The following is a 21,172-nucleotide window of genomic DNA, read 5'->3' on the forward strand; positions in this document are numbered from 1 at the left end:
ATTTTTGTCAGTATATACATATTTTTTTATCATTTTATACAAATATAAATATCTCACCTCTAATTGTAATATTTTACCAAATTAACAACATCAAAAAATGTAAAATTAATCTTTTCATATCTTTTTCAGATTACTTTATGGTTATTTTCCAAACATTTTCAAACGCTTTCTTTATGAATTTTATCCGTTTTTCTACATGTAGCGAAAAGTAATTGTTATTTCCAATACTTTAGTGTATATTTTTTCTCTGGAACATCTTTAAGAGGAAGGGATTAAGGCCATGTTATTAATCGATATATTTACGTTTCTTGGCATTATCGCCGCTGCCATTTCTGGTACATTAGTTGGTTTAAAAAAAGATTTAGATTTATTTGGTGTCCTTTGTTTAGCTGTAGCCACTGCGCTCGGCGGCGGTATTATTCGTGATATCATGATTGGTAACCTGCCCCCTGTCGCATTTGTAAAACCCATTTACTTTTTCGTAAGTGTATTATCAGCATTATTTACTTGTATGTTTTTTGAGCGTATCAATAAACTTCAAGTCGTTATTATGCTTTCTGATGCTGTTGGCTTAGGCGTTTTTACAGCTATTGGTGCAAATGCGGCAATGTCACATCATGTTGACGCCTCATTTCTAGTTGTTTCAATGGGAGTCATTACAGGTATTGGAGGCGGTATTTTGCGTGACATTTGTGCTCAAGATATCCCTTACGTATTCCGAAAAGAGATTTACGCAATCGCTTCTATCTTAGGAGCAATTAGCTTCCTAATTACACACGCTATGGGGGCGCACGTATTAGCTTTCTATGTTTGTTTATTAGTAACGTTCGTTATTCGTGTCGTCACTGTAATATATAATGTGCATTTCCCTGTCTTCTTTAAAACACATGCTAAAATTAATAAAGGCCATTAAGAGAATTCTAGATAGAATTCTCTTAATTTATATACTATTCAACGAACTAATATAGAGTAATTATATATAAGCATATATAATTACTCTATATTAGTTTTAAAATTGAAAACGTTTTATATACAGGGGGAAGAATGATGCTTGGGGTTTTCAAAAAAAATATTAATAAAACAAATGCCAGTATAATCGAATTAAGTAAGAACCAACAAATAACTTTTAATGTACCTACTAATTCTGAATTAAAAATTCAAATGGATATGCTACATATTTCAAAAGAAGATTTACAAGTTGTAAAAGTGCTACAGCCTTTTATTTATGCAGAAATTGATTGGATTACTGAAAAATTCTATGCCAACATTACAAAACAACCTAATTTAATTACTATTATTGAGCGTTACAGCTCTATTCCAAAACTAAAACAAACTTTAAAAACACATATTAAAGAATTATTCAGCGGCAATATGCATGAAGATTTTATTGAACAGCGTGTTAGGATTGCCAAAAGGCATGTACAAATTGGTTTACATCGAAAATGGTATACTGCTGCTTATCAAGAATTATTCCGCTCTATCATGAAGATTTTGCAAACAAAAATAACGACAATCGATGATTTTTCATATTCTATAAATGTTATAAATAAATTATTCACTCTTGAACAAGAACTTGTTCTTGCAGCTTATGAATCTGAATATGAAAGAATGCAAAAAGAGCATGAGAAAGAAAAAGAATTAACTGCTATGACAATTACGCATATCGCAACAGAACTAGCTGCTGTATCTGAAAAAACAAGCTCTTCTATTCAAAAACTAACCGCCAAATCTGAAACTATTGTAGAGATTGCTAAAACAGGTACATCATTAGCTACAACATCTGAAGAAAAAGCGAATAAAGGGAAAGAACAATTAAACCAGCAAAACAAACGAATGGGATCTATTCAAATGAATATGGAAACGATTATTACAGATACTCATGAACTTCTCAATATTTCTAACAAAATTAATGAAATCATAGATATTGTTAAATCGATTGCGGAGCAAACAAATTTACTCGCACTAAATGCTGCTATTGAGTCGGCACGTGCTGGAGAATTTGGGAAAGGGTTTTCTGTTGTTGCTGGCGAAATCCGAAAATTATCAGAGCAAACGAAAGAATCTATATTTAACGTTACAAAGCTCGTCGAAAAAACAAATGAACAAATTACTCGTGTCTCGTCTTCTGTGAAACAAATTAGCTCTCTCGTATCGGAAGGAACAGATAGTATGTCGGCAACAGATCGATACTTCCAAGAAATCGTAAAAGATATGTCTAACTCAAAAGAACAGAATAAGAAAATTGAACACGAACTACAAGCTATTTCACAAGTAATGAAAGGAATTCAAGATGATTCCTCACAAATGGCTCTAACAGCCGATAATTTGCAACTAGAACTAAATCGATAAGATGAAATTTAGTAGTCAAGCATACTTTTCATCTGTACTAACTACTAAATTTCATCTTCCATCAAAAAAAAGAATCCAGAATGGATTCTTTTTATTTTCTGAAAAATATTTTTTGACAATACACATAACTCATATAAACACCAAAGCTCTGCAAAATAAACAATGCTGGCATAATTACATTGTAATATGCCATATCTACTTGGAAGAGCTTTAACAATACGTATCCACTAATTAAAAATAAGAACAACATATATCCCTCATTTTGTTGTTTCTTAATAAGGAAGTGTAATAGAGCTATAGTCATAAACAATGTTACGGCTATATATATCAGTTTTTCATATTTGAAAAGAATAGAATTTATCCCCTCATCTGAAAACTGATTTATCATCGGTTCTAAAAGTTTAAATCTTTCTCCCTCAATCTCTTTTAACTTTTGATCAATATGCTCTGTTACACTTTGATTTTTCGATATTTTTTCTTCATGTTGCGTTTTTCCAATTAAAACAGATTGAACATACGTCTCATTCGCAATCGTATATTGTGACATTCCCATTGTCTTAATTCCATAATTCACACCAAAATGGGCACTATAAAATAGAATAAGTATCCCTATCATCTTTAGTAACACCTTTTGTTTCGTTGCTGATTGAAATACTTCGATTAATAATACATATACCGTGATAAAAATAGGAAGAAATAATCCCATTGGGAAAATCATATTACTAAATGCAAATAAAATCGCTGAAAATACCCACATATAAGGATGATCTAATCCTTTATATAAAAGTATGTAACAAGCAAAATAAAATAAAAATATTGCAAGTGACTCAGGAGTTAATACGGAACTCATGAATATATTTGAAATATACAGAGCATAAAAGATAGAAGCAATACGACCGCATTCTTCTCCAAAAACCATTGCTGCAATACGATAAATAAAAAATGCGGTTCCTGCGCAAAATAACACATTAAATAGTTGTAAAGCGAATAATGTATCACCAAATATACGAATAATTACTGACTCATATATAATAAAAGGCAAATGAGTTACAGTCTCTATATTATTACCAATTGCAATCTGCTTTGCAGACTCATACATCACTTTCAGATCACCAATTATTGGAGCGTCTACAAATAACAGCATACTAAGTCTCACAACTATAGATATACTTATAAGAAAAATAAGAAATTGTTTATCTGTAAAACGATATTGTAGAATTGATGCCACTAACAAAATGAGTATGATAAAAATTGCTAATATGATTGTTACACTTGTTGTACTTCCTCCAAAAAATTGCTTACTTTTCTCAAATGCTGCCCAACAACTATAAACAAAAAATGCGAGCATCGCACCGATTGTAATTTTATTAAAGAAAGATGAAAAATTTGTTTGTATATGATTCATATGTCCATTGCACCTCTATTTCCATTCATAACAAAACGATTCTATCATGAATGAGTACACGGCTGATAGAGAATTTCTATGACAAATACATAGTCATTACTTTTTACTTGCAATGTAAGCGAATCCTCTTTTACACTACATTTTAGATAAAATAAATTTTCTTTCAGTTACATGAATACAAATACAGAAGTTTAAATAATCCTCTTTTGGAATACACTTTACTTCATTAAATATCTAATATGAGTAATCCGCTTACACATATTATTCTGATTGAAAACAGACTATAGGGGCTGAATATATGGAAAAGAAATTCATGCGAGAATCTAAAGCAATTAAGACAACACGTGTTTTTCCTAACGATTTAAATAATCACCAAACACTTTTTGGAGGGAAATTATTAGCAGAAATTGATAGTATTGCTTCGATTGCGGCTGCAAGACATAGTCGTAAACATTGCGTAACAGCATCTATTGATTCAGTTGATTTTTTAACTCCAATTCACCAGGCTGATTCTGTTTGTTATGAAGCATTTGTATGTTATACAGGGAAATCTTCAATGGAAGTTTTCGTAAAAGTAATCGCAGAAAATTTATTAGCAGGCGAGCGTAGAATTGCTGCTACTTGCTTCATTACATTTGTAGCAATAAAAGATGGAAAACCTTCGTCGGTACCACAAGTACTACCTGAAACTGAGGAAGAACATTGGTTACACACAACCGGTTTAGAACGCGCGGAAAACCGAAAAAAGGGACGTTTAAAAAGTAAAGAGATGGCTGAAGTTTTAACTTTAAGTAAACCTTGGAATATTTAACATAATCTTCTCATCATACATGCACAGGTCCTTCCTTGCATGTATTTTTTATTATAAAAAATACTATCGCTTGCTTCATCAATGTGGAATGGATAGCGCTTCATTAAAAGATATATAAGTAATGGTATTGGATATAAAGCAACTTGTAGGCGTAAGTACAATGCTAAAAAGTAGAAAATGTTTCGTTTTATGAGTATCAGCTAATTTTAAACTCCAATATAATAATCCCAATGAAAAGAATAGAAGCTGTCCTTCTGTTAAAGTTAAATTTTCCAAAACAATCTCTGGAGGATACACGGCTAATAAGAAAGTACCTATTAATCCTGCAGCGGGATTCAATAAATAAGTACCAATCTTATAAATTAGTAAAATAATAAGTACCCCTAATAGGATAATAATTAATTTAGCTACAAAAAGGCCTTTATTGCCATTTACAAAAAAAGTAAAATACAGTAACTAAAAACACTGGAAAACCTGGCATAATATGAATAGGTGGTTTATCCATCTCATGATATATCAACATTCCTGTTTCCAATAAAATAGTTGCCGTTTTTTGATGACCTATATCATCGCTAGCTAGAGTCCAATCTGCACCATGTGCTTGTAAAGTTGCAAAACGAAGCGCAAATCGCCTTAACATTTCATACTTTCCCTTAAAATACATAATTTCCAAATTGCATTTCTATATTTTTACAAGAAAATATATTCTATAATGAATACTTTTATACAAAGTACAATAATAGAAAGTTGATTTACAAAGTTTATATGCGTTAAACTGATACAGATGTTCTTGTAATCTTCTTCCTTTCAAAAGGCTTGTATATATGGTGCAAGACATAAAAAATTTGAGGAGATAAAAATTCTATGATGGAACAAAAACAACTTGTTTCTGTTGTCATACCTCTGTATAACACAGAAAAATATATTGAAGAAACAATGCAGTCAATACTGGATCAAACATATAAAAACATTGAAATTGTAATTGTAGATGATGGAAGTAAAGATCAATCACCTTCTATCGTAAAAAATCTTGCAGAAAAATATCCGGGGCAAGTAAAATACGTTCACCAAAAAAACCAAGGCGTTTCAGTAGCTCGTAATACAGGGATTGAAAATGCTAGCGGGGAATACGTCGCTTTCCTTGATAGTGATGACTTATGGCATCCAACTAAAATTGAGAAACAAATCGAGAGTATGCATAAAAACAACATGGATGCGTGCTATTGTGGTTATATGAATTTCTACGAAGAAACAGGCGAAAAGGTTGAGCATACAACAAACTTTATTAAAGGTGATATGGCAAAAGCATTCTTAACACACCAAGTTGTTGCTCAAACAAGTACTTGGATTTTCAAACGCTCTATCGCAATGAATCATAATATCCGTTTTACACCAGGATGTAGCTGGGGAGAAGACTTGGAGTTTTTATTTAAACTAATGAGTGTGACAAATGTATGCTATGTCGATGAATATTTAACATATTATAGAATCTTATCCGAAGGAAATCTTTCTTCTAAATATAAAGATTACGAATTAAAAACAACTAAAGAACTAGAAGTATTCAATCGTATGAAAGACTGGGTACATAATAAATCTCAAGACTTCATTACGAAAGACCCTCAGTCACTTATTGAGATTCTTGAGACTTATTTATTCCCTTATACGGTTATCAATAATGCTTGTATATACATTAAGGAAAACTCTCAATTAAATAATACCCAAGTCCAATTAATCAAAAAAGATATAAAGAAATATTGCCGTAAAATCTATTCAAAAAACGGAAAGCGTAGTAAAAAACTATATGCAATGCTTTGGTTTGTGCGAATTAAATTTCTGTTTTCTTAAACTGAAAATATAGTACTCATCTCTCTTTCCGTAAACAAATCAAATTTACAAATAGGACAAACGAAAAAGGTCCTAAAGAATAGAAAGGTTTTTTCTCATGAAAACAAATAAGATTCTTAAAAATGCCTCCTACCTATTTGTAGGAAATATTACTGTTCGATTTGTACTTGCTATCGCGACGATTCTCTTCGCAAGATACGTTTCTCCTGGTGAGTATGGGATGTTTACAACTGCATTAGCAGTTTCCGCTGTTATTTGTTATTTCACAGATGCAGGTTTGACACATACGTTTATGCGTGAAGGAACGAGAAAGGATGCAAATATTAGTGTACTAATCAGTAGTTATTTACGCATTCGTTTCGTATTAGCTGTCGTAATTTCTGTACTCTTCGCTATTTTTGCTCAGTTCTTCTATACTGATGCCTACTTACGCGCCATGGTATATTGGGTTGTACTACCAACAATGTTTGGAGCAACTTTACAAGGCGTTGGAATGGCTTATTTCCAAGTAACAGAACGTATGCAATTTACAGCGATTATTTCTGTACTACAAGGTATAACAGCCGCAGCTGCGCTTCTACTAGGAATGTCGTTGAAATGGTCACTTATGACGGTCGCTGCTATGTATGGGATATCTAGTCTTGTAACAGGAGTCATCGCCTTCATAATGGTACTCCGCCATACGACAGTTCATAAGGGCTGGGACAAAGGGATTTTAGATCAACTGCTGATTTTCACAATCAATGGCATTATTATTATGCTTTTACCACAGTTAGGCCCTATTATATTAGAAAAAGTTTCGACGTATGAGCAAGTTGGATTCTTTGGAGCTGCATCGAAAATACCTGCAGTCCTTTATCAAATACCTGGTGTAATTGCAGCAGCCTTCTATCCAAAATTATTTACTTTTGGAAATGAAAAGAATATTGATGAACATAGAAAACTATCTCAGTTTGAATTAAAACTAATGTCTTTCTTAGGGATGGGAATCTCCATTCCATTTATCGCTGACCCAAGTTTTTGGATTGTTACTTTATTAGGCGAAGAGTATGCGCCAGCTGGTGATGCTCTTGCCATTTTAGCCTTTATGGTCATTTTACAATCTATTAACTATCCACTTGCTGATAATTTAACGACCATTGGTCAACAATGGAAACGTGCAACAACAATGGGAATCGGACTAGCTACTGCCATTATAAGTTACATCGTCTTAGGTAGTCAGTTCGGAATGATGGGAGCCGCTATTGCCGCTATCCTTACCGAGATTACGTTATTGATCGGATTCACTCTATTTGTTCGTAAAGGCTTCTCGTTACTATTTAAAGGGATTATATTCAATACCTTAGCCTTTATATTAAGCTATATTCTATACCGTACAATATTAATTACCTTACCGCCACTAGTTGCTTTAACAATTACTGGTATATTATACGGGATTATCGGTCTTGCAATCGATCCACAAATACGAGGATTGATTTTAGGATTTATAAATAAAAAGCTGGCTCGAAAATAAATAAAAATAAAAACTTCAAATTAAATTTGAAGTTTTTATTTTTATCTTCTTCACTTAGAAAATGGCCTTTTTTCAATCTATATCTTAAATTGACTTGCCTTTCTGGAATGATTATACTTGGAAACGAACAGCACTAGATGTAAAACACCTATTATTAAGGTAATTCATAGTTAATTCTTCATGTAAATATTAACTACAAACACCCTAAATTTACTATAAATTACACAAATAAACACTTTATTAATACTATTAAAAATCGCCGATTCATACATAGTTTTTCTTCATCCTAAAAAGATAACTAGAGATGAAGAATGTGGCAATTGCATTTAAGGAGGCTTATTTATTTAATGACTTCAGAAGTAAATAAAAGAACATTTTTCACTAAAAGCACACTTATTATTATTCCATTATTAATAATATGTGCATTTGCTTTTCATTACTTTTTCCTAAAATCAGACAGTGTATTTTCTAGTACGGGAGATGCATTATCACAATTCAGTTTCTTTACATTCCTTTTACAACACGCATTTAAAGATGGAAATTTATTTTGGTCTTGGGATTATGGCTTAGGTGGAGATTTATTCGGAGAATTTAGTTATTACTATAGTACAGCACCATTTTTCTGGCTTACGCTTCTACTTCCTAAACTAAATTTTGATCAAATCTTTGAGCTGAAACTATATATGAGTGTTTTAAAAAGTACATTAGCTATGTTATTCATGTATGGTTCTTTACGTTATCACAATAAAACTATTTTTTCTTCTTTCATTTCTGCCATTATATATGGAGGATGTATAACTTTCATTCGCCATTCTTTATTATGGGATTTCATGGCAGATGCTATAGTGTTTTTACCTTTAGTAATATGGGGATTAGATAAATATATTTTAGAGCGAAAAAAAGGATTATTCCTGTTTGCAACAGCACTTATGCTTGCATCAAATTTCTATTTCGCTTTCATTACTAGTATTTTTATCTATATTTATGCCTTTTTCCAATATTTCGCTACACAGCAGAACAAAACAATTAAAACATTTATAATTTATTATATTAGAATTTCTTTTCTATATGCTTTATCACTAGGTTTATCTGCTGTTTGCTTTATACCATCTGTAAATGGTGTATTTAGTTCCGATCGACTCGCTACAAAATTTACTATACCGTTATTTTTTGAAGATACGTTTTATAAAAACTTAATGGAAAGTATCTTTTTCATTAATAATACAGAGGAGTATCAGCTTGCATTCCCTGTTTTCATCCTCTTCCTTATTACTAGCGCGCTTCTAATACGCAATAAACTTGTCACAAATAAATTACTCTTTACTGGGTTTATGTTAGTGCTATATATGCTTCCATATACGTATTCCGTATTTAATGGCTTTTCTGCCATGCAACACAGATGGTTTTACTTATTTGCATTTGTGGTTGCGCAAACTGTTGCCTACATTTTAGATTGGATGCTACTCCACAAAAAGAAGGTCAATTATTTAATAGGTCCTTTACTAGCAACAGCATTATTTATTTACGCATTCTATAGAAAAGTAAATATAAACGCACAGCCACTACAAACGATTGATAACATTTTAATTTGCATTACTGTATTATCTATTATTACCATATTACTATGGCGCTATTTATCAAAAGTAGCCTTACAATGTTTCATTGTATTAAATGTACTCGTCAATGTAATATTTATTAATTACTTCTATTCAGATTTTGCTCTTAGTAAACACTTTAATCAAGCAGGCGTGACAAAAGAATCATTACACGGGCCAGGTCTTGATAATAAGGATGAAATTGACGCAATTCGTTATATACAAAATCAAGATAAAGATTTTTATCGAATTATCAATCCAAACAATAATTATAAAAATACGCCGATGTTGCAAGGTTATCATGGTACAAGTACTTATCAAAGCTTAGTCAATTATCATATTCATGACTTTATGAAGAATAAGTACAATGTTTTCCAAGGATATGATAGCCCATCTATGTTCTTCCAGTTAGATAAACGATTATTCCTTGAGAACATGCTAGGGGTAAAATATTATGTACTAAGTGAAGGTGCTAATAAAACCGAAATTCCTTATGGCTATACGCATTTACAACAAGTAGGTCCTTACAACATTTATAAAAATGAATTTGCACTACCATTAGGCTATGTATACGAAGCTGGAATAAGTGATGAAGACTTTTCAAAACTTAATTTTGCCGAGAAAGATCAACTTTTATTAGATGCTGTAGTTGTAAATGATGTTGGAAGTCTCCCACTAAAACAATTTAATACAAAACAGCTAGATTCAAAACAAATTAAGATTAATCCAAATAAAATGAAGTGGGAAAATATAGAGAAAGAGAAAGATATACTCACTGTTCATGAAAATGGGCGTATAATAGTACCTATTGATAATAACGATATGTTAGGTGATCTTCTTGTTGAAATTAAAATTAGAAATATAAACAAGGAATCATTTGGGGTTACCGTGAATGACAAATCTATGATAAAAGGTAATGAAGATGGAGCTTATGCTTATCCGTTAGAAAGATTTGTTTACAACTTAGGAAAAGATGCAAAGCCAACCGAGCTAATCATTTCTATTCCTACTCCTGGTCAATATGAGTTGAAAGATTTACAAATCAACAGTACTAACTATCAGACTGTCCCGAAAAAAGTAAATACTTTAAAAGAAAATAGCCTACAAAACATTTACTATGAAGGTAACTCCTTAAAAGGTGATATTAATTCCACTAAAGATGGATTACTATATTTATCGGTACCATATAGTAAAGGATGGTCAATAAAAGTTGACGGTAAAGAAACCGAATTTACGAAGGCTAATTCCGCCTTTATTGGCGTTCCTATTTCCAAAGGGCAACATGTAGTTGAAATGAAATACGTCACACCTTATTTCAAAATGGGTCTCGTTATTTCTATCATTTCATTTATCATTTGCATCTCGCTTCTAGTTCTTGGAGATACGAAAAGATATTCAAAATTAAAAAGTCGTTTTAAAAAAAGGTATTAAAATGAAGTGAAGTAAAAGTTGAAGATGATTGCTTCACTTTTACTTCATGCCCACTTTAAAATTACACCTAAGGAGGTCCTAACATGACCCTTTCAATAGTAGTACCATGCTACAATGAAGAAAAGGTGCTTCGTGCCTTTTATTCAGAGACTTCTCTTGAAATTCATAAATTAACTACCGATTATGAATTTGTTTTTGTTAATGATGGTAGTAAAGATGATACATTAAATATTTTACGTGATTTAGCTAGTGCAGATTCATCGGTACACTATATATCATTTAGTCGAAACTTCGGAAAAGAAGCTGCAATGTTAGCTGGTTTAAAATATGCTACAGGCGATGCAATTGTTATTATGGATGCTGACTTACAACACCCTCCTACGTTAATAAAAGAACTGTTAGAAGGATATAACGAAGGCTACGACCAAGTCATTGCAAAAAGAACAAGAACTGGTGATTCACCTGTTCGCTCTTTCGTCTCTCGTCTTTACTATAAGGTGATGAATAAGTTTGTAGATATTGAATTAGTAGATGGTATTGGTGACTTTAGACTTTTAAGTCGAAGAGCAGTGGATTCTTTAGTGTCTTTAAGTGAATACAACCGATTTTCAAAGGGTTTATTCTCTTGGATTGGTTATAACGAATTAATCATTGAATATGAAAATGTATTACGTTCTGATGGAGAAAGTAAATGGACCTTCTCGAAATTATTAAATTACGGAATTGATGGTGTAATTTCATTCAATAATAAACCGTTACGTCTATCTATATATCTCGGATTACTAACAACCATTTTAGGACTTTTATACGTAATCACTACGTTCGTTCAAATCATCCTTGGTGGTGTGGAAGTTCCTGGTTACTTTACTCTCATTTCCGCTATACTATTTATTGGCGGTATTCAACTCATATTCCTAGGTGTGATTGGTGAATATATCGGTCGTATTTATTATGAAACAAAACGTAGACCGCATTTTATTGTAGCTGAAAAGAAAGTTAGTGAAGTTAAACAAAAGGCATAACCAAAAAGTTACTTCTGTAGGTAGAAGTAACTTTTTTATATACTAACATTTACAAACACTTCTTTTGAAAAAATATACATTTTGAAATGATGGCATTATATGAAAGAATTTAGTATCATGATTCAAGGTACTATTTCAAGTTGGACGGAGGATACTATGAGCTTATTAACAGTTGAAAAATTAGGACATACATTTGGCGATCGTACATTATTTAAAGATGTATCTATGCGATTATTAGCAGGTGAACACGTTGGATTAGTTGGTGCAAACGGTGTTGGTAAATCAACATTCATGAATATCATTACTGGTCAGCTTATTCATGACCAAGGTCGCGTAGAATGGACACCGGGCACACATTATGGCTACTTAGATCAGCATACTGTTTTAACGCCTGGGCGTACAATCCGTGACGTACTAGCGGATGCATTTTTACCGTTATTCGAAAAGGAAAAAGCTTTAAATGAAGTTACAGAAAAAATGGGAACTGCTACACCAGAAGAACTAGAAGAACTTCTTGAGCAAATGGCAGAAATACAAGATGCACTTGAAGCAGGTGGTTTCTATTTACTAGATATGAAAATTGAAGAGGCTGCACGTGGTCTTGGAATTGATGCAATTGGTTTAGATCGTGATGTTTCAGCACTAAGTGGTGGACAACGTACAAAAGTATTGCTTGCAAAGCTATTACTTGAACAGCCAGAAGTGTTATTGCTTGATGAACCTACTAACTATTTAGACGTTGAACATATTCATTGGTTAACAAATTATTTGAAAGAATACCCACATGCATTCTTATTGATTTCTCATGATACGGAATTTATGAATAAATGTGTTGATGTTATTTTCCATCTAGAATTCACAAAAATGACACGCTATACAGCGACATATGAAAAATTCCTAGAACTAGCAGAAATCAATAAAAATCAACATATAAACGCTTATGAAAAACAGCGCGAGTTTATCAAAAAGCAAGAAGACTTCATTGCAAAGAACAAAGCTCGTTATTCAACGACAGGTCGTGCAAAGAGTCGTCAAAAACAACTTGATCGCATGGAGCTTATTGATCGTCCGGAAACAGCAATTAAACCGGAATTCTCATTTAAAGAAAGTCGTGCAAGTAGTCGCTTCGTCTTTGAAGGTGAAAATGTAGAAATCGGATATACACATCCGCTACTACCAAAGCTATCAATGACGATTGAACGTGGTGAAAAAATTGCTATTGTTGGATGTAACGGTGTTGGTAAATCAACGTTACTAAAAACAATCTTAGGTAAAATTAAACCTTTAAGCGGTAAAACAAGTCTTGGTGACTTCTTAGAGCCTGCATACTTTGAACAAGAAGTTAAAGCTGATAATATAACACCAATTGATGATGTATGGAATACATTCCCTGGCCTAGACCAGCATCAAATTCGTGCGATGTTAGCAAAATGCGGATTAAAAAATGAACATATTTCTCGCCCATTAAGTCAATTAAGTGGTGGAGAACAAGCAAAAGTTCGTTTATGTAAGCTAATGGGCGAGGAAAGTAACTGGCTACTATTTGATGAGCCGACAAACCATCTTGATGTTACAGCAAAAGAAGAACTTAAGAAGGCTATGAAAGCATATAAAGGGACTATTCTTCTTGTATGTCACGAACCAGAATTCTATAAAGATTGGATTACAAAGGTTTGGGATGTTGAAGAGTGGGCAGAAAAAAACAACTAAATTATTTCCTATCAGTAAAAAAGCCGTTCCTAAAAATATTTTGGGACGGCCTTTTTTTATAAACAAGGATTTTTTATATCTCTCACAATATAAAAAAATTAAATACGTTAATAATATCCTAGTTTTTTAATGATTACATTTAAATGATATTTTTGGTATTATTTAGATAAAATAGGAAAGGAATTAATTAAAATGGTATTTAGTAACCTTGTCTTTTTATGTTTATTTTTACCTGCCGTACTCTTAATTTATTATGCTGTACGCAAAGAACTACAAAATATAGTTTTATTATTTTTTAGTTTAGTATTTTATGCTTGGGGCGAACCCATTTATGTTTTTCTAATGCTATTCTCTATCCTTGTTAACTATTGGTTTGGGATTTTATTAGGGAATAGTCGCTTCACAAATGGTCAAAGAAAATTATTACTAACGTTTGCAATTGTAATGAACATCGCTATTTTAGGATATTTTAAATATGCAAACTTTTTAGTAGATAATATTAACTCTATCTTACATACCAATATTGTTCTTGAAAAAATACCTTTACCAATTGGTATTTCATTTTTCACGTTCCATGCGATGAGTTATATTATCGATATTTATAAGAAAAAAGTCGATGCTCAACGAAATATCTTTGATTTGGCCTTATACTTTACTGTATTTCCACAGTTAGTAGCAGGACCAATTGTTCGTTATAATACAATTTCTCACCAATTACACCAGCGAACTGTTGATGCCGGCAAATTCTCTGAAGGTGTCCGCCGATTTATTATTGGTTTGGGTAAAAAAGTTTTAATTGCTAACCAATTAGGTGTTATAGCCGATGAAATCTTCTCAATGAATCCTTCTGATATGAGTGTATCATTAGCTTGGATGGGAGCCATTGCCTATACGCTACAAATTTACTTTGATTTTTCTGGATATAGTGACATGGCAATTGGATTAGGAAAGATGTTTGGATTTGATTTTCTAGAAAACTTTAATTATCCATATATCTCAAAATCCATTTCTGAATTTTGGCGTCGTTGGCATATTTCGCTCGGTTCTTGGTTCCGTGATTATGTCTATATTCCACTTGGAGGAAATCGCGTTACAACTTGGAAAGTTTATCGTAACCTCTTCATCGTATGGGGACTAACCGGTTTTTGGCATGGTGCTAGTTGGACCTTTATGATTTGGGGTATTTATTACGGAATTCTAATTGCACTTGAAAAAGCTGGACTCGAAAACCTGCTTCAAAAATTATGGAGTCCTCTTCAACATATTTACGTGATGTTTTTAGTTATTATTGGATGGGTGTTTTTCCGTGCAGATAACTTCAGTTATTGCTTTGAATTCCTAAAATCCATGTTCGGATTTAACAGTCCGTTAACAGATATTAACAGTTACTTCTATATAATGAATTATTGGGGAATTTTCTTATTAGCTATTATTACTGCAGCACCCGTATTCCCATGGTTACAAAAAATGTTATCGACAAAAAGATTTGCTGTTTTATCGCCAGTATATTATTTAAGTATTCTAGTCATTGTTTTAGTATTCCTAACAAATGCAACTTATAATCCATTTATTTATTTCCGTTTTTAAAGGAGGTTCACTATGAAAAAATTTCAAAACCTCACTTTAATAATGGGGTTCCTTACAGTTATTTTTGGGGTGGGTATTTGGACAGCAAAAGTTATCCTTATAGATAAAAAAACATTTTCTGAATTTGAAAACAGGAACTTAGCTATTAGACCTGCTGTAAATGCTTCTACTATAAAGACTGGAGAGTTATTCAAGGGTATCGAAACATACTTTACAGACCATGTTGGACCTAGGGATCTCTTTCTTGAAAGCTATATAAAATTCCAACTCTCTATGAATCGAACATTTGTAAATAACATTCATGTTACAAACGATCAATTTATTTTTAATAGACCTAATATGGAAAATCATTTAAATGATGTTGATGCTGGTGTTCAGGAATTAAAAACTTTGAAAAAAGATTTTCCACAAACAGAATTCTATTTCTCTTTAGTTCCTAGTAAGCAGACAGCGTTACAGTATAAGCTTCCCTCTTACCTAAACCTTGGTTACGAACAAATTCTTAGGGATCACCTTGCTGAGAAATTGACAGCAACGAAATTCCCTATTATTGATGTATTACCAATGTTTAAAGAAAGATTTACTAAAGAAAAACTAGAACGAATGTATTTAACTACAGATCATCATTGGAATATGGAAGGTGCCTTTTATGCATATGAGGATACGATGAACTTTATTAATTCTCATTCAAATAAATATAAAGGACAACCAATAAAGAAAGACGACTACACTATTAACTGGGAAAAACCGAAAGGAAAGTTTGTTGGTAGCTGGAATAATCAATTGTACCGCTTAATTGATACTTCATCCGTACAAATCCCATATGTCCGCTATAATTTCGGTGAATCTTGGGACGACTACACAGTTTACTACGGTGCTATTAAAGATAATACCGCTAAAGAATCAATGACTCAGTTTTACGGAAAAGAAAAAGATGTTCCTGCTCCTGGATATGCTAATGTTTATCAAACAGATTTCCCTGAAATAAACATCATTAATACAAAGGCAGACAATGATTTACACCTTGTTATCTTAAAAGATTCGTATGCTGATGCTACATATCCTTTATTCGCACGTAATTTTGCTAAAACAACTTTTATTGACCCTCGTTACACGCAAGGAAAAAGTGTGAAACAGCAACTAGAAGAACAAAATGCAGATATTGTATTGTTTATATACAACGACACCAACGTTTATGGTGACATGTATAAATTTCAAAATGTAAAATAAATACTATTTTCAACTTTAATCAGTGGGAATGAAATCCCACTGATTAAAGTCTCAATTTATATAGTAATATCGAGCTAACCTCAATCTAAAATCCTTCAAATCATTATACGCTTCTAAATTCGCTAACATCCCTCGAATAACTGGAATCCTTGGATTTGGCACTCTCATTTCGGATTCTAAAACATCTAAAGTAACTAAAACCTCATCATTTTCTAGTTGGTCTGCTAATGTTCGTTTTAATATAATAATTTCATTTAAAAAATGCTCTTTTACTTGTTCTTTAATAAGCTCTGAGCTACAAAAAAATTCTCCCATTTTTGCTTCATTTAAAACAGGCCCTTCCGAAGATTCTAGAAGCCCTTCTACTAAATCGTCTACTCTTTTTAAAATAAATGAGGCAACATGAATGAAATCAATTTTTGGTTCATTTAAAATAATCAATTGTAAATAACCATGGCATATACCTTCTACCATAATTACTAAATCCAATAAATATGGCATAACCTTTTCACCATAAATGGACAATAAACTATTCCGATAAAATGCATGAGACTCTAACTTCATCCGCATCATAAATTCTTCCACTTCTTTATTAAACGGAATGGCATTTTCTCTTGCATGCATAATAATAAACTCTTTATGTTTTTGCACATCAGTAAACTGAAAGTATAATTGCTTTTCAAATTTTTCACGTGGTAATAAAGGCTCTTGTTCAATATCCAGCATTTTCTTTTGGATTTTGTCATAATAATATCGAAGTGTCGCTAATAAAAGCTCATCTTTCGATTTAAAATATAAGTAAAAAGCTCCCTTAGATATACCACTAGCTGTCACAATTTCCTGCACTGATGTCGCATTTACACCCTTAGTAGCAAATAACTTCATAGCCGATTCTATAATTAAACGCTCTTTTTCTTTCATATCTTCTCTCCTAAATTTAATCTCGCATCTTATTATAAATGTATTATACCATCTCTTTTTATTGACGATTGACCGAACGGTCAGTTATATTATGTATTAGACTGACCAGTTGGTCAATATAATAAAAAGGGAGCGCAAACATGAACAAAATCATCAATTTCTCGTTAAAAAATAAGTTCGCAGTTTGGCTACTAACCATTATTGTTACTATTGCGGGGATCTACTCTGGACTCAATATGAAGCTGGAAACAATCCCTGATATTACAACACCGATTGTGACAGTAACTACGGTCTATCCTGGTGCTACACCAGAAGAAGTAGCTGATAAAGTTTCAAAGCCGATGGAAGAACAACTACAAAATTTAAGCGGTGTTAACGTTGTGAGTTCATCATCTTTTCAAAACGCATCTTCTATTCAAGTAGAATACGATTTTGATAAAAATATGGAAAAAGCAGAAACAGAAATTAAAGAAGCTCTCACAAATGTAAAACTCCCAGAAGGTGTTAAAGATCCTAAAGTTTCACGAGTAAACTTCAATGCCTTTCCAGTTATTTCGTTAAGCGTGGCAAGTAAGAATGAATCTTTAGCTACCTTAACTGAAAATGTAGAAAAAAATGTTGTACCAGGATTAAAAGGACTTGATGGTGTTGCATCTGTTCAAATTGCTGGCCAACAAGTAGATGAAGTACAGCTTGTCTTCAAGAAAGATAAAATGAAAGAACTAGGACTAAGTGAAGATACCGTAAAAAATGTGATTAAGGGATCGGATGTATCTTTACCACTTGGCTTATACACATTTAAAGACATGGAAAAATCAGTTGTTGTAGATGGCAATATTACAACGATTAAAGCGTTAAAAGAACTTAAAATCCCAGCTATACCTTCCTCACCTAACGGTCAAGGTAGTCAAAATGCTGGCGCTGGTGCACAAACGCCGCAAATGAATCCAGCTGCTATGAACGGGATTCCAACAGTTACATTAGACGAAATTGCTGACATTAAAGAAGTTGGGAAAGCAGAATCTATTTCTCGAACAAATGGAAAAGAAGCAATTGGAATTCAAATTGTGAAGGCCTCTGATGCAAATACAGTTGATGTTGTAAATGCAGTAAAAGATAAAGTAAAAGATCTTGAGAAAAAATATAAAGATTTAGAGATCATTTCAACATTCGACCAAGGTGCACCTATTGAAAAATCAGTTGAAACAATGCTGAGCAAAGCAATTTTCGGTGCTATCTTTGCGATTGTTATTATTATGCTGTTCCTACGAAATATTCGAACAACGTTAATTTCTGTCGTTTCAATACCACTTTCTTTATTAATTGCTGTTTTAGTCATAAAGCAAATGGATATTACGCTTAACATTATGACACTTGGAGCAATGACCGTTGCTATAGGCCGCGTTGTCGATGACTCAATTGTTGTTATTGAAAATATTTACCGACGTATGTCGTTATCAGAAGAGAAATTACGTGGAAAAGATTTAATTCGTGAAGCTACGAAAGAAATGTTTATCCCAATTATGTCTTCCACCATTGTAACAATTGCTGTATTTTTACCGCTTGGACTAGTAAAAGGTATGATTGGTGAAATGTTCTTACCATTCGCCTTAACTATCGTCTTTGCTTTATTAGCATCATTACTAGTAGCAGTTACAATCGTACCGATGCTAGCTCATTCCTTATTTAAGAAAGAGAGCATGAGGGAAAAAGAAGTACATCATGAAGAAAAACCAAGTAAATTAGCAAATGGATATAAACGCATACTTGCATGGGCTTTAAATCACAAAATTATTACATCAAGTATCGCTGTCCTTCTATTAGTTGGTAGCCTTGCACTTGTACCAGTTATCGGTGTAAGTTTCTTACCTTCTGAAGAAGAAAAAATGATTATTGCAACATATAATCCTGAACCAGGTCAAACGTTAGAAGACGTTGAAAAAATTGCAACAAAAGCTGAGAAGCACTTCCAAGATAATAAAGACGTCAAAACAATTCAGTTCTCATTAGGTGGAGAGAATCCAATGAGTCCTGGTCAATCAAACCAAGCAATGTTCTTCGTGCAATATGATAACGACACGAAAAACTTTGAAAAAGAGAAAGAACAAGTCGTTAAAAATTTACAGAAGATGTCTGGCAAAGGCGAATGGAAAAACCAAGACTTCGGAGCAAGTGGCGGTAGTAACGAAATTAAACTATACGTTTATGGAGATAGCTCAGAAGACATTAAGCCTGTCGTAAAAGATATTCAAAATATCATGAAGAAAAATAAAGACTTAAAAGATATAGATTCTAGTATTGCAAAAACATATGCAGAGTACACTTTAGTCGCAGATCAAGAAAAGCTGAGTAAAATGGGCTTAACGGCTGCTCAAATTGGAATGGGACTTTCTAATCAACATGATCGCCCTGTTCTGACAACAATTAAAAAAGACGGTAAAGATATCAATGTATATGTAGAAGCTGAAAAACAAAATTATGAAACAATCGATGACTTAACAAATCGCAAAATTACAACACCACTTGGTAATGAAGTAGCTGTGAAAGATGTTATGAATGTAAAAGAAGGTGAAACATCGAATACAGTAACACACCGAGATGGACGTGTTTATGCAGAGGTTAGTGCCAAATTAACATCTGATGACGTTTCAAAAGCATCTGCTGCAGTACAAAAAGAAGTAGATAAAATGGATCTTCCTTCTGGTGTAGATGTTTCTATGGGCGGTGTTACTAAAGATATTCAAGAATCATTCAAGCAACTTGGCCTAGCGATGTTAGCTGCGATTGCCATTGTATACTTCGTTCTTGTCGTTACATTTGGTGGTGCCCTAGCACCATTCGCAATTTTATTCTCGCTACCATTTACAATTATTGGGGCTCTTGTTGCCTTATTAATCTCTGGTGAAACATTAAGTGTATCTGCAATGATTGGTGCGCTTATGTTAATCGGTATCGTTGTAACAAACGCAATCGTGCTTATCGACCGCGTTATTCATAAGGAAAATGAAGGACTATCAACACGTGAAGCTTTATTAGAAGCTGGTGCAACACGCCTTCGTCCAATTTTAATGACTGCAATTGCAACAATCGGTGCTCTTATCCCGCTTGCATTAGGATTTGAAGGTAGTGGCTTAATTTCTAAAGGACTTGGCGTAACGGTAATTGGTGGATTAACAAGTTCAACGTTATTAACACTTCTTATTGTTCCAATCGTTTATGAAGTATTAAGCAAATTTAAAAAGAAAAAAACAAAATAACAAAAAAATAACCTCGCTAACTGCGAGGTTATTTTTTATTTCCAAACAAGATTAGGAAATCGCCATAGCCTTCTTTCTCTAATTCCTCTTTTGGAATAAATCGAAGAGCTGCGGAATTAATACAGTAACGAAGGCCATTTGGTCCTGGACCATCTGGAAATACGTGCCCAAGATGTGAATCTCCTTCTTTACTTCTCACTTCTGTACGTGTCATATTATGACTCACATCCATCTTTTCTTTCACACTTGCTGACATCACTGGTTTTGTAAAACTAGGCCATCCACATCCACTATCAAATTTATCTAGAGAAGTAAACAACGGCTCACCTGAAACGATGTCTACATAAAGACCTTCCTCTTTATGGTTCCAATACTCATTTCGAAATGGTGGTTCTGTACCATTTTCCTGTGTTACATAATACTGCATCTCATTGAGCTTTTCTTTTAAATGAGCATTATCCTTTGGCCAATGTTGCTTAATAAAAGCATCTCGTCC

General features: G+C 32.9%; 14 protein-coding genes and 2 pseudogenes. 12 read left to right on the forward strand and 4 right to left on the reverse strand.

Annotation, left to right across the window (positions count from 1 at the left end):
* The first annotated feature begins 280 nt into the window (after positions 1-280).
* The 3 genes and pseudogenes from ACTL4X_RS27265 (at position 281) to ACTL4X_RS27275 (ending at position 2,349) form a co-directional block, all read left to right on the forward strand.
* Positions 281-913: a trimeric intracellular cation channel family protein gene (locus ACTL4X_RS27265; RefSeq protein ID WP_000924371.1), complete on the forward strand. Its 633-nt coding sequence runs from the start codon at positions 281-283 to the stop codon at positions 911-913.
* Between the two features lie 134 nt (positions 914-1,047).
* Positions 1,048-1,593 (forward strand): annotated as a pseudogene (locus ACTL4X_RS27270) (protoglobin family protein); the annotation flags it as partial.
* A gap of 54 nt (positions 1,594-1,647) precedes the next feature.
* On the forward strand, positions 1,648-2,349 hold the full coding sequence (locus ACTL4X_RS27275; protein WP_370658441.1) for a methyl-accepting chemotaxis protein: 702 nt from the start codon (positions 1,648-1,650) through the stop codon (positions 2,347-2,349).
* A 91-nt stretch (positions 2,350-2,440) separates the two neighbouring features.
* On the opposite strand, the gene ACTL4X_RS27280 is transcribed toward ACTL4X_RS27275, so the two are convergent.
* Complete coding sequence (locus ACTL4X_RS27280; protein ID WP_441394969.1) at positions 2,441-3,754, reverse strand: ArnT family glycosyltransferase; 1,314 nt, start codon at positions 3,752-3,754, stop codon at positions 2,441-2,443.
* A gap of 298 nt (positions 3,755-4,052) precedes the next feature.
* Between ACTL4X_RS27280 and ACTL4X_RS27285 the strand changes: the two genes are divergently transcribed.
* Positions 4,053-4,565 carry an acyl-CoA thioesterase gene (locus ACTL4X_RS27285; RefSeq protein ID WP_000412120.1) on the forward strand — a complete coding sequence of 171 codons (513 nt, stop codon included), beginning with the start codon at positions 4,053-4,055 and terminating at the stop codon, positions 4,563-4,565.
* A gap of 61 nt (positions 4,566-4,626) precedes the next feature.
* On the opposite strand, the pseudogene ACTL4X_RS27290 reads toward ACTL4X_RS27285, so the two are convergent.
* Positions 4,627-5,229 (reverse strand): annotated as a pseudogene (locus ACTL4X_RS27290) (glycosyltransferase family 39 protein); the annotation flags it as partial.
* A 200-nt stretch (positions 5,230-5,429) separates the two neighbouring features.
* On the opposite strand from ACTL4X_RS27290, the gene ACTL4X_RS27295 reads away from it, so the two are divergent.
* From ACTL4X_RS27295 to ACTL4X_RS27325, 7 genes are all read left to right on the forward strand, one after another.
* Positions 5,430-6,410, forward strand: a complete 981-nt coding sequence (locus ACTL4X_RS27295; RefSeq protein WP_000970527.1) for a glycosyltransferase family 2 protein — start codon at positions 5,430-5,432, stop codon at positions 6,408-6,410.
* Between the two features lie 97 nt (positions 6,411-6,507).
* Positions 6,508-7,923 (forward strand): oligosaccharide flippase family protein, encoded by a 1,416-nt coding sequence (locus ACTL4X_RS27300; protein WP_000856146.1) that lies wholly within the window; start codon positions 6,508-6,510, stop codon positions 7,921-7,923.
* 347 nt (positions 7,924-8,270) lie between these two features.
* Complete coding sequence (locus ACTL4X_RS27305; RefSeq protein ID WP_071740972.1) at positions 8,271-10,949, forward strand: YfhO family protein; 2,679 nt, start codon at positions 8,271-8,273, stop codon at positions 10,947-10,949.
* A gap of 83 nt (positions 10,950-11,032) precedes the next feature.
* Positions 11,033-11,971 (forward strand): glycosyltransferase family 2 protein, encoded by a 939-nt coding sequence (locus ACTL4X_RS27310; RefSeq protein ID WP_000175826.1) that lies wholly within the window; start codon positions 11,033-11,035, stop codon positions 11,969-11,971.
* Positions 11,972-12,127: 156 nt separating this feature from the next.
* Entirely contained in the window at positions 12,128-13,681 is a 1,554-nt protein-coding gene (locus ACTL4X_RS27315; RefSeq protein WP_001986897.1) for an ABC-F family ATP-binding cassette domain-containing protein, read from the forward strand.
* Between the two features lie 192 nt (positions 13,682-13,873).
* Positions 13,874-15,268 (forward strand): MBOAT family O-acyltransferase, encoded by a 1,395-nt coding sequence (locus ACTL4X_RS27320; RefSeq protein WP_086401116.1) that lies wholly within the window; start codon positions 13,874-13,876, stop codon positions 15,266-15,268.
* Between the two features lie 12 nt (positions 15,269-15,280).
* Complete coding sequence (locus ACTL4X_RS27325; protein WP_000714499.1) at positions 15,281-16,498, forward strand: alginate O-acetyltransferase AlgX-related protein; 1,218 nt, start codon at positions 15,281-15,283, stop codon at positions 16,496-16,498.
* 51 nt (positions 16,499-16,549) lie between these two features.
* Here the strand turns inward: ACTL4X_RS27325 and ACTL4X_RS27330 are convergent, their stop codons facing one another.
* On the reverse strand, positions 16,550-17,419 hold the full coding sequence (locus ACTL4X_RS27330; RefSeq protein ID WP_000659635.1) for a TetR/AcrR family transcriptional regulator: 870 nt from the start codon (positions 17,417-17,419) through the stop codon (positions 16,550-16,552).
* A gap of 140 nt (positions 17,420-17,559) precedes the next feature.
* Between ACTL4X_RS27330 and ACTL4X_RS27335 the strand changes: the two genes are divergently transcribed.
* Positions 17,560-20,676 (forward strand): efflux RND transporter permease subunit, encoded by a 3,117-nt coding sequence (locus ACTL4X_RS27335; RefSeq protein ID WP_071740974.1) that lies wholly within the window; start codon positions 17,560-17,562, stop codon positions 20,674-20,676.
* A gap of 28 nt (positions 20,677-20,704) precedes the next feature.
* Here the strand turns inward: ACTL4X_RS27335 and msrB are convergent, their stop codons facing one another.
* On the reverse strand, positions 20,705-21,157 hold the full coding sequence (gene msrB / locus ACTL4X_RS27340) for a peptide-methionine (R)-S-oxide reductase MsrB (protein ID WP_224201069.1): 453 nt from the start codon (positions 21,155-21,157) through the stop codon (positions 20,705-20,707).
* Positions 21,158-21,172 lie beyond the last annotated feature (15 nt).

It is taken from the genome of Bacillus sp. RE35 (assembly GCF_052146655.1).
Lineage (GTDB): Bacteria > Bacillota > Bacilli > Bacillales > Bacillaceae_G > Bacillus_A > Bacillus_A cereus.

What these genes read in the sequence shown, in the direction of transcription:
- ACTL4X_RS27275 (WP_370658441.1), top strand. Translation starts at nt 1,648, where the DNA reads ATGACAATTACGCATATCGCAACAGAACTAGCTGCTGTATCTGAAAAA.
- ACTL4X_RS27265 (WP_000924371.1), top strand. Translation starts at nt 281, where the DNA reads ATGTTATTAATCGATATATTTACGTTTCTTGGCATTATCGCCGCTGCC.
- ACTL4X_RS27320 (WP_086401116.1), top strand. Translation starts at nt 13,874, where the DNA reads ATGGTATTTAGTAACCTTGTCTTTTTATGTTTATTTTTACCTGCCGTA.
- ACTL4X_RS27300 (WP_000856146.1), top strand. Translation starts at nt 6,508, where the DNA reads ATGAAAACAAATAAGATTCTTAAAAATGCCTCCTACCTATTTGTAGGA.
- ACTL4X_RS27285 (WP_000412120.1), top strand. Translation starts at nt 4,053, where the DNA reads ATGGAAAAGAAATTCATGCGAGAATCTAAAGCAATTAAGACAACACGT.
- ACTL4X_RS27315 (WP_001986897.1), top strand. Translation starts at nt 12,128, where the DNA reads ATGAGCTTATTAACAGTTGAAAAATTAGGACATACATTTGGCGATCGT.
- ACTL4X_RS27310 (WP_000175826.1), top strand. Translation starts at nt 11,033, where the DNA reads ATGACCCTTTCAATAGTAGTACCATGCTACAATGAAGAAAAGGTGCTT.
- ACTL4X_RS27325 (WP_000714499.1), top strand. Translation starts at nt 15,281, where the DNA reads ATGAAAAAATTTCAAAACCTCACTTTAATAATGGGGTTCCTTACAGTT.
- ACTL4X_RS27335 (WP_071740974.1), top strand. Translation starts at nt 17,560, where the DNA reads ATGAACAAAATCATCAATTTCTCGTTAAAAAATAAGTTCGCAGTTTGG.
- ACTL4X_RS27295 (WP_000970527.1), top strand. Translation starts at nt 5,430, where the DNA reads ATGATGGAACAAAAACAACTTGTTTCTGTTGTCATACCTCTGTATAAC.
- ACTL4X_RS27280 (WP_441394969.1), bottom strand. Translation starts at nt 3,754, where the DNA reads ATGAATCATATACAAACAAATTTTTCATCTTTCTTTAATAAAATTACA.
- ACTL4X_RS27305 (WP_071740972.1), top strand. Translation starts at nt 8,271, where the DNA reads ATGACTTCAGAAGTAAATAAAAGAACATTTTTCACTAAAAGCACACTT.
- ACTL4X_RS27330 (WP_000659635.1), bottom strand. Translation starts at nt 17,419, where the DNA reads ATGAAAGAAAAAGAGCGTTTAATTATAGAATCGGCTATGAAGTTATTT.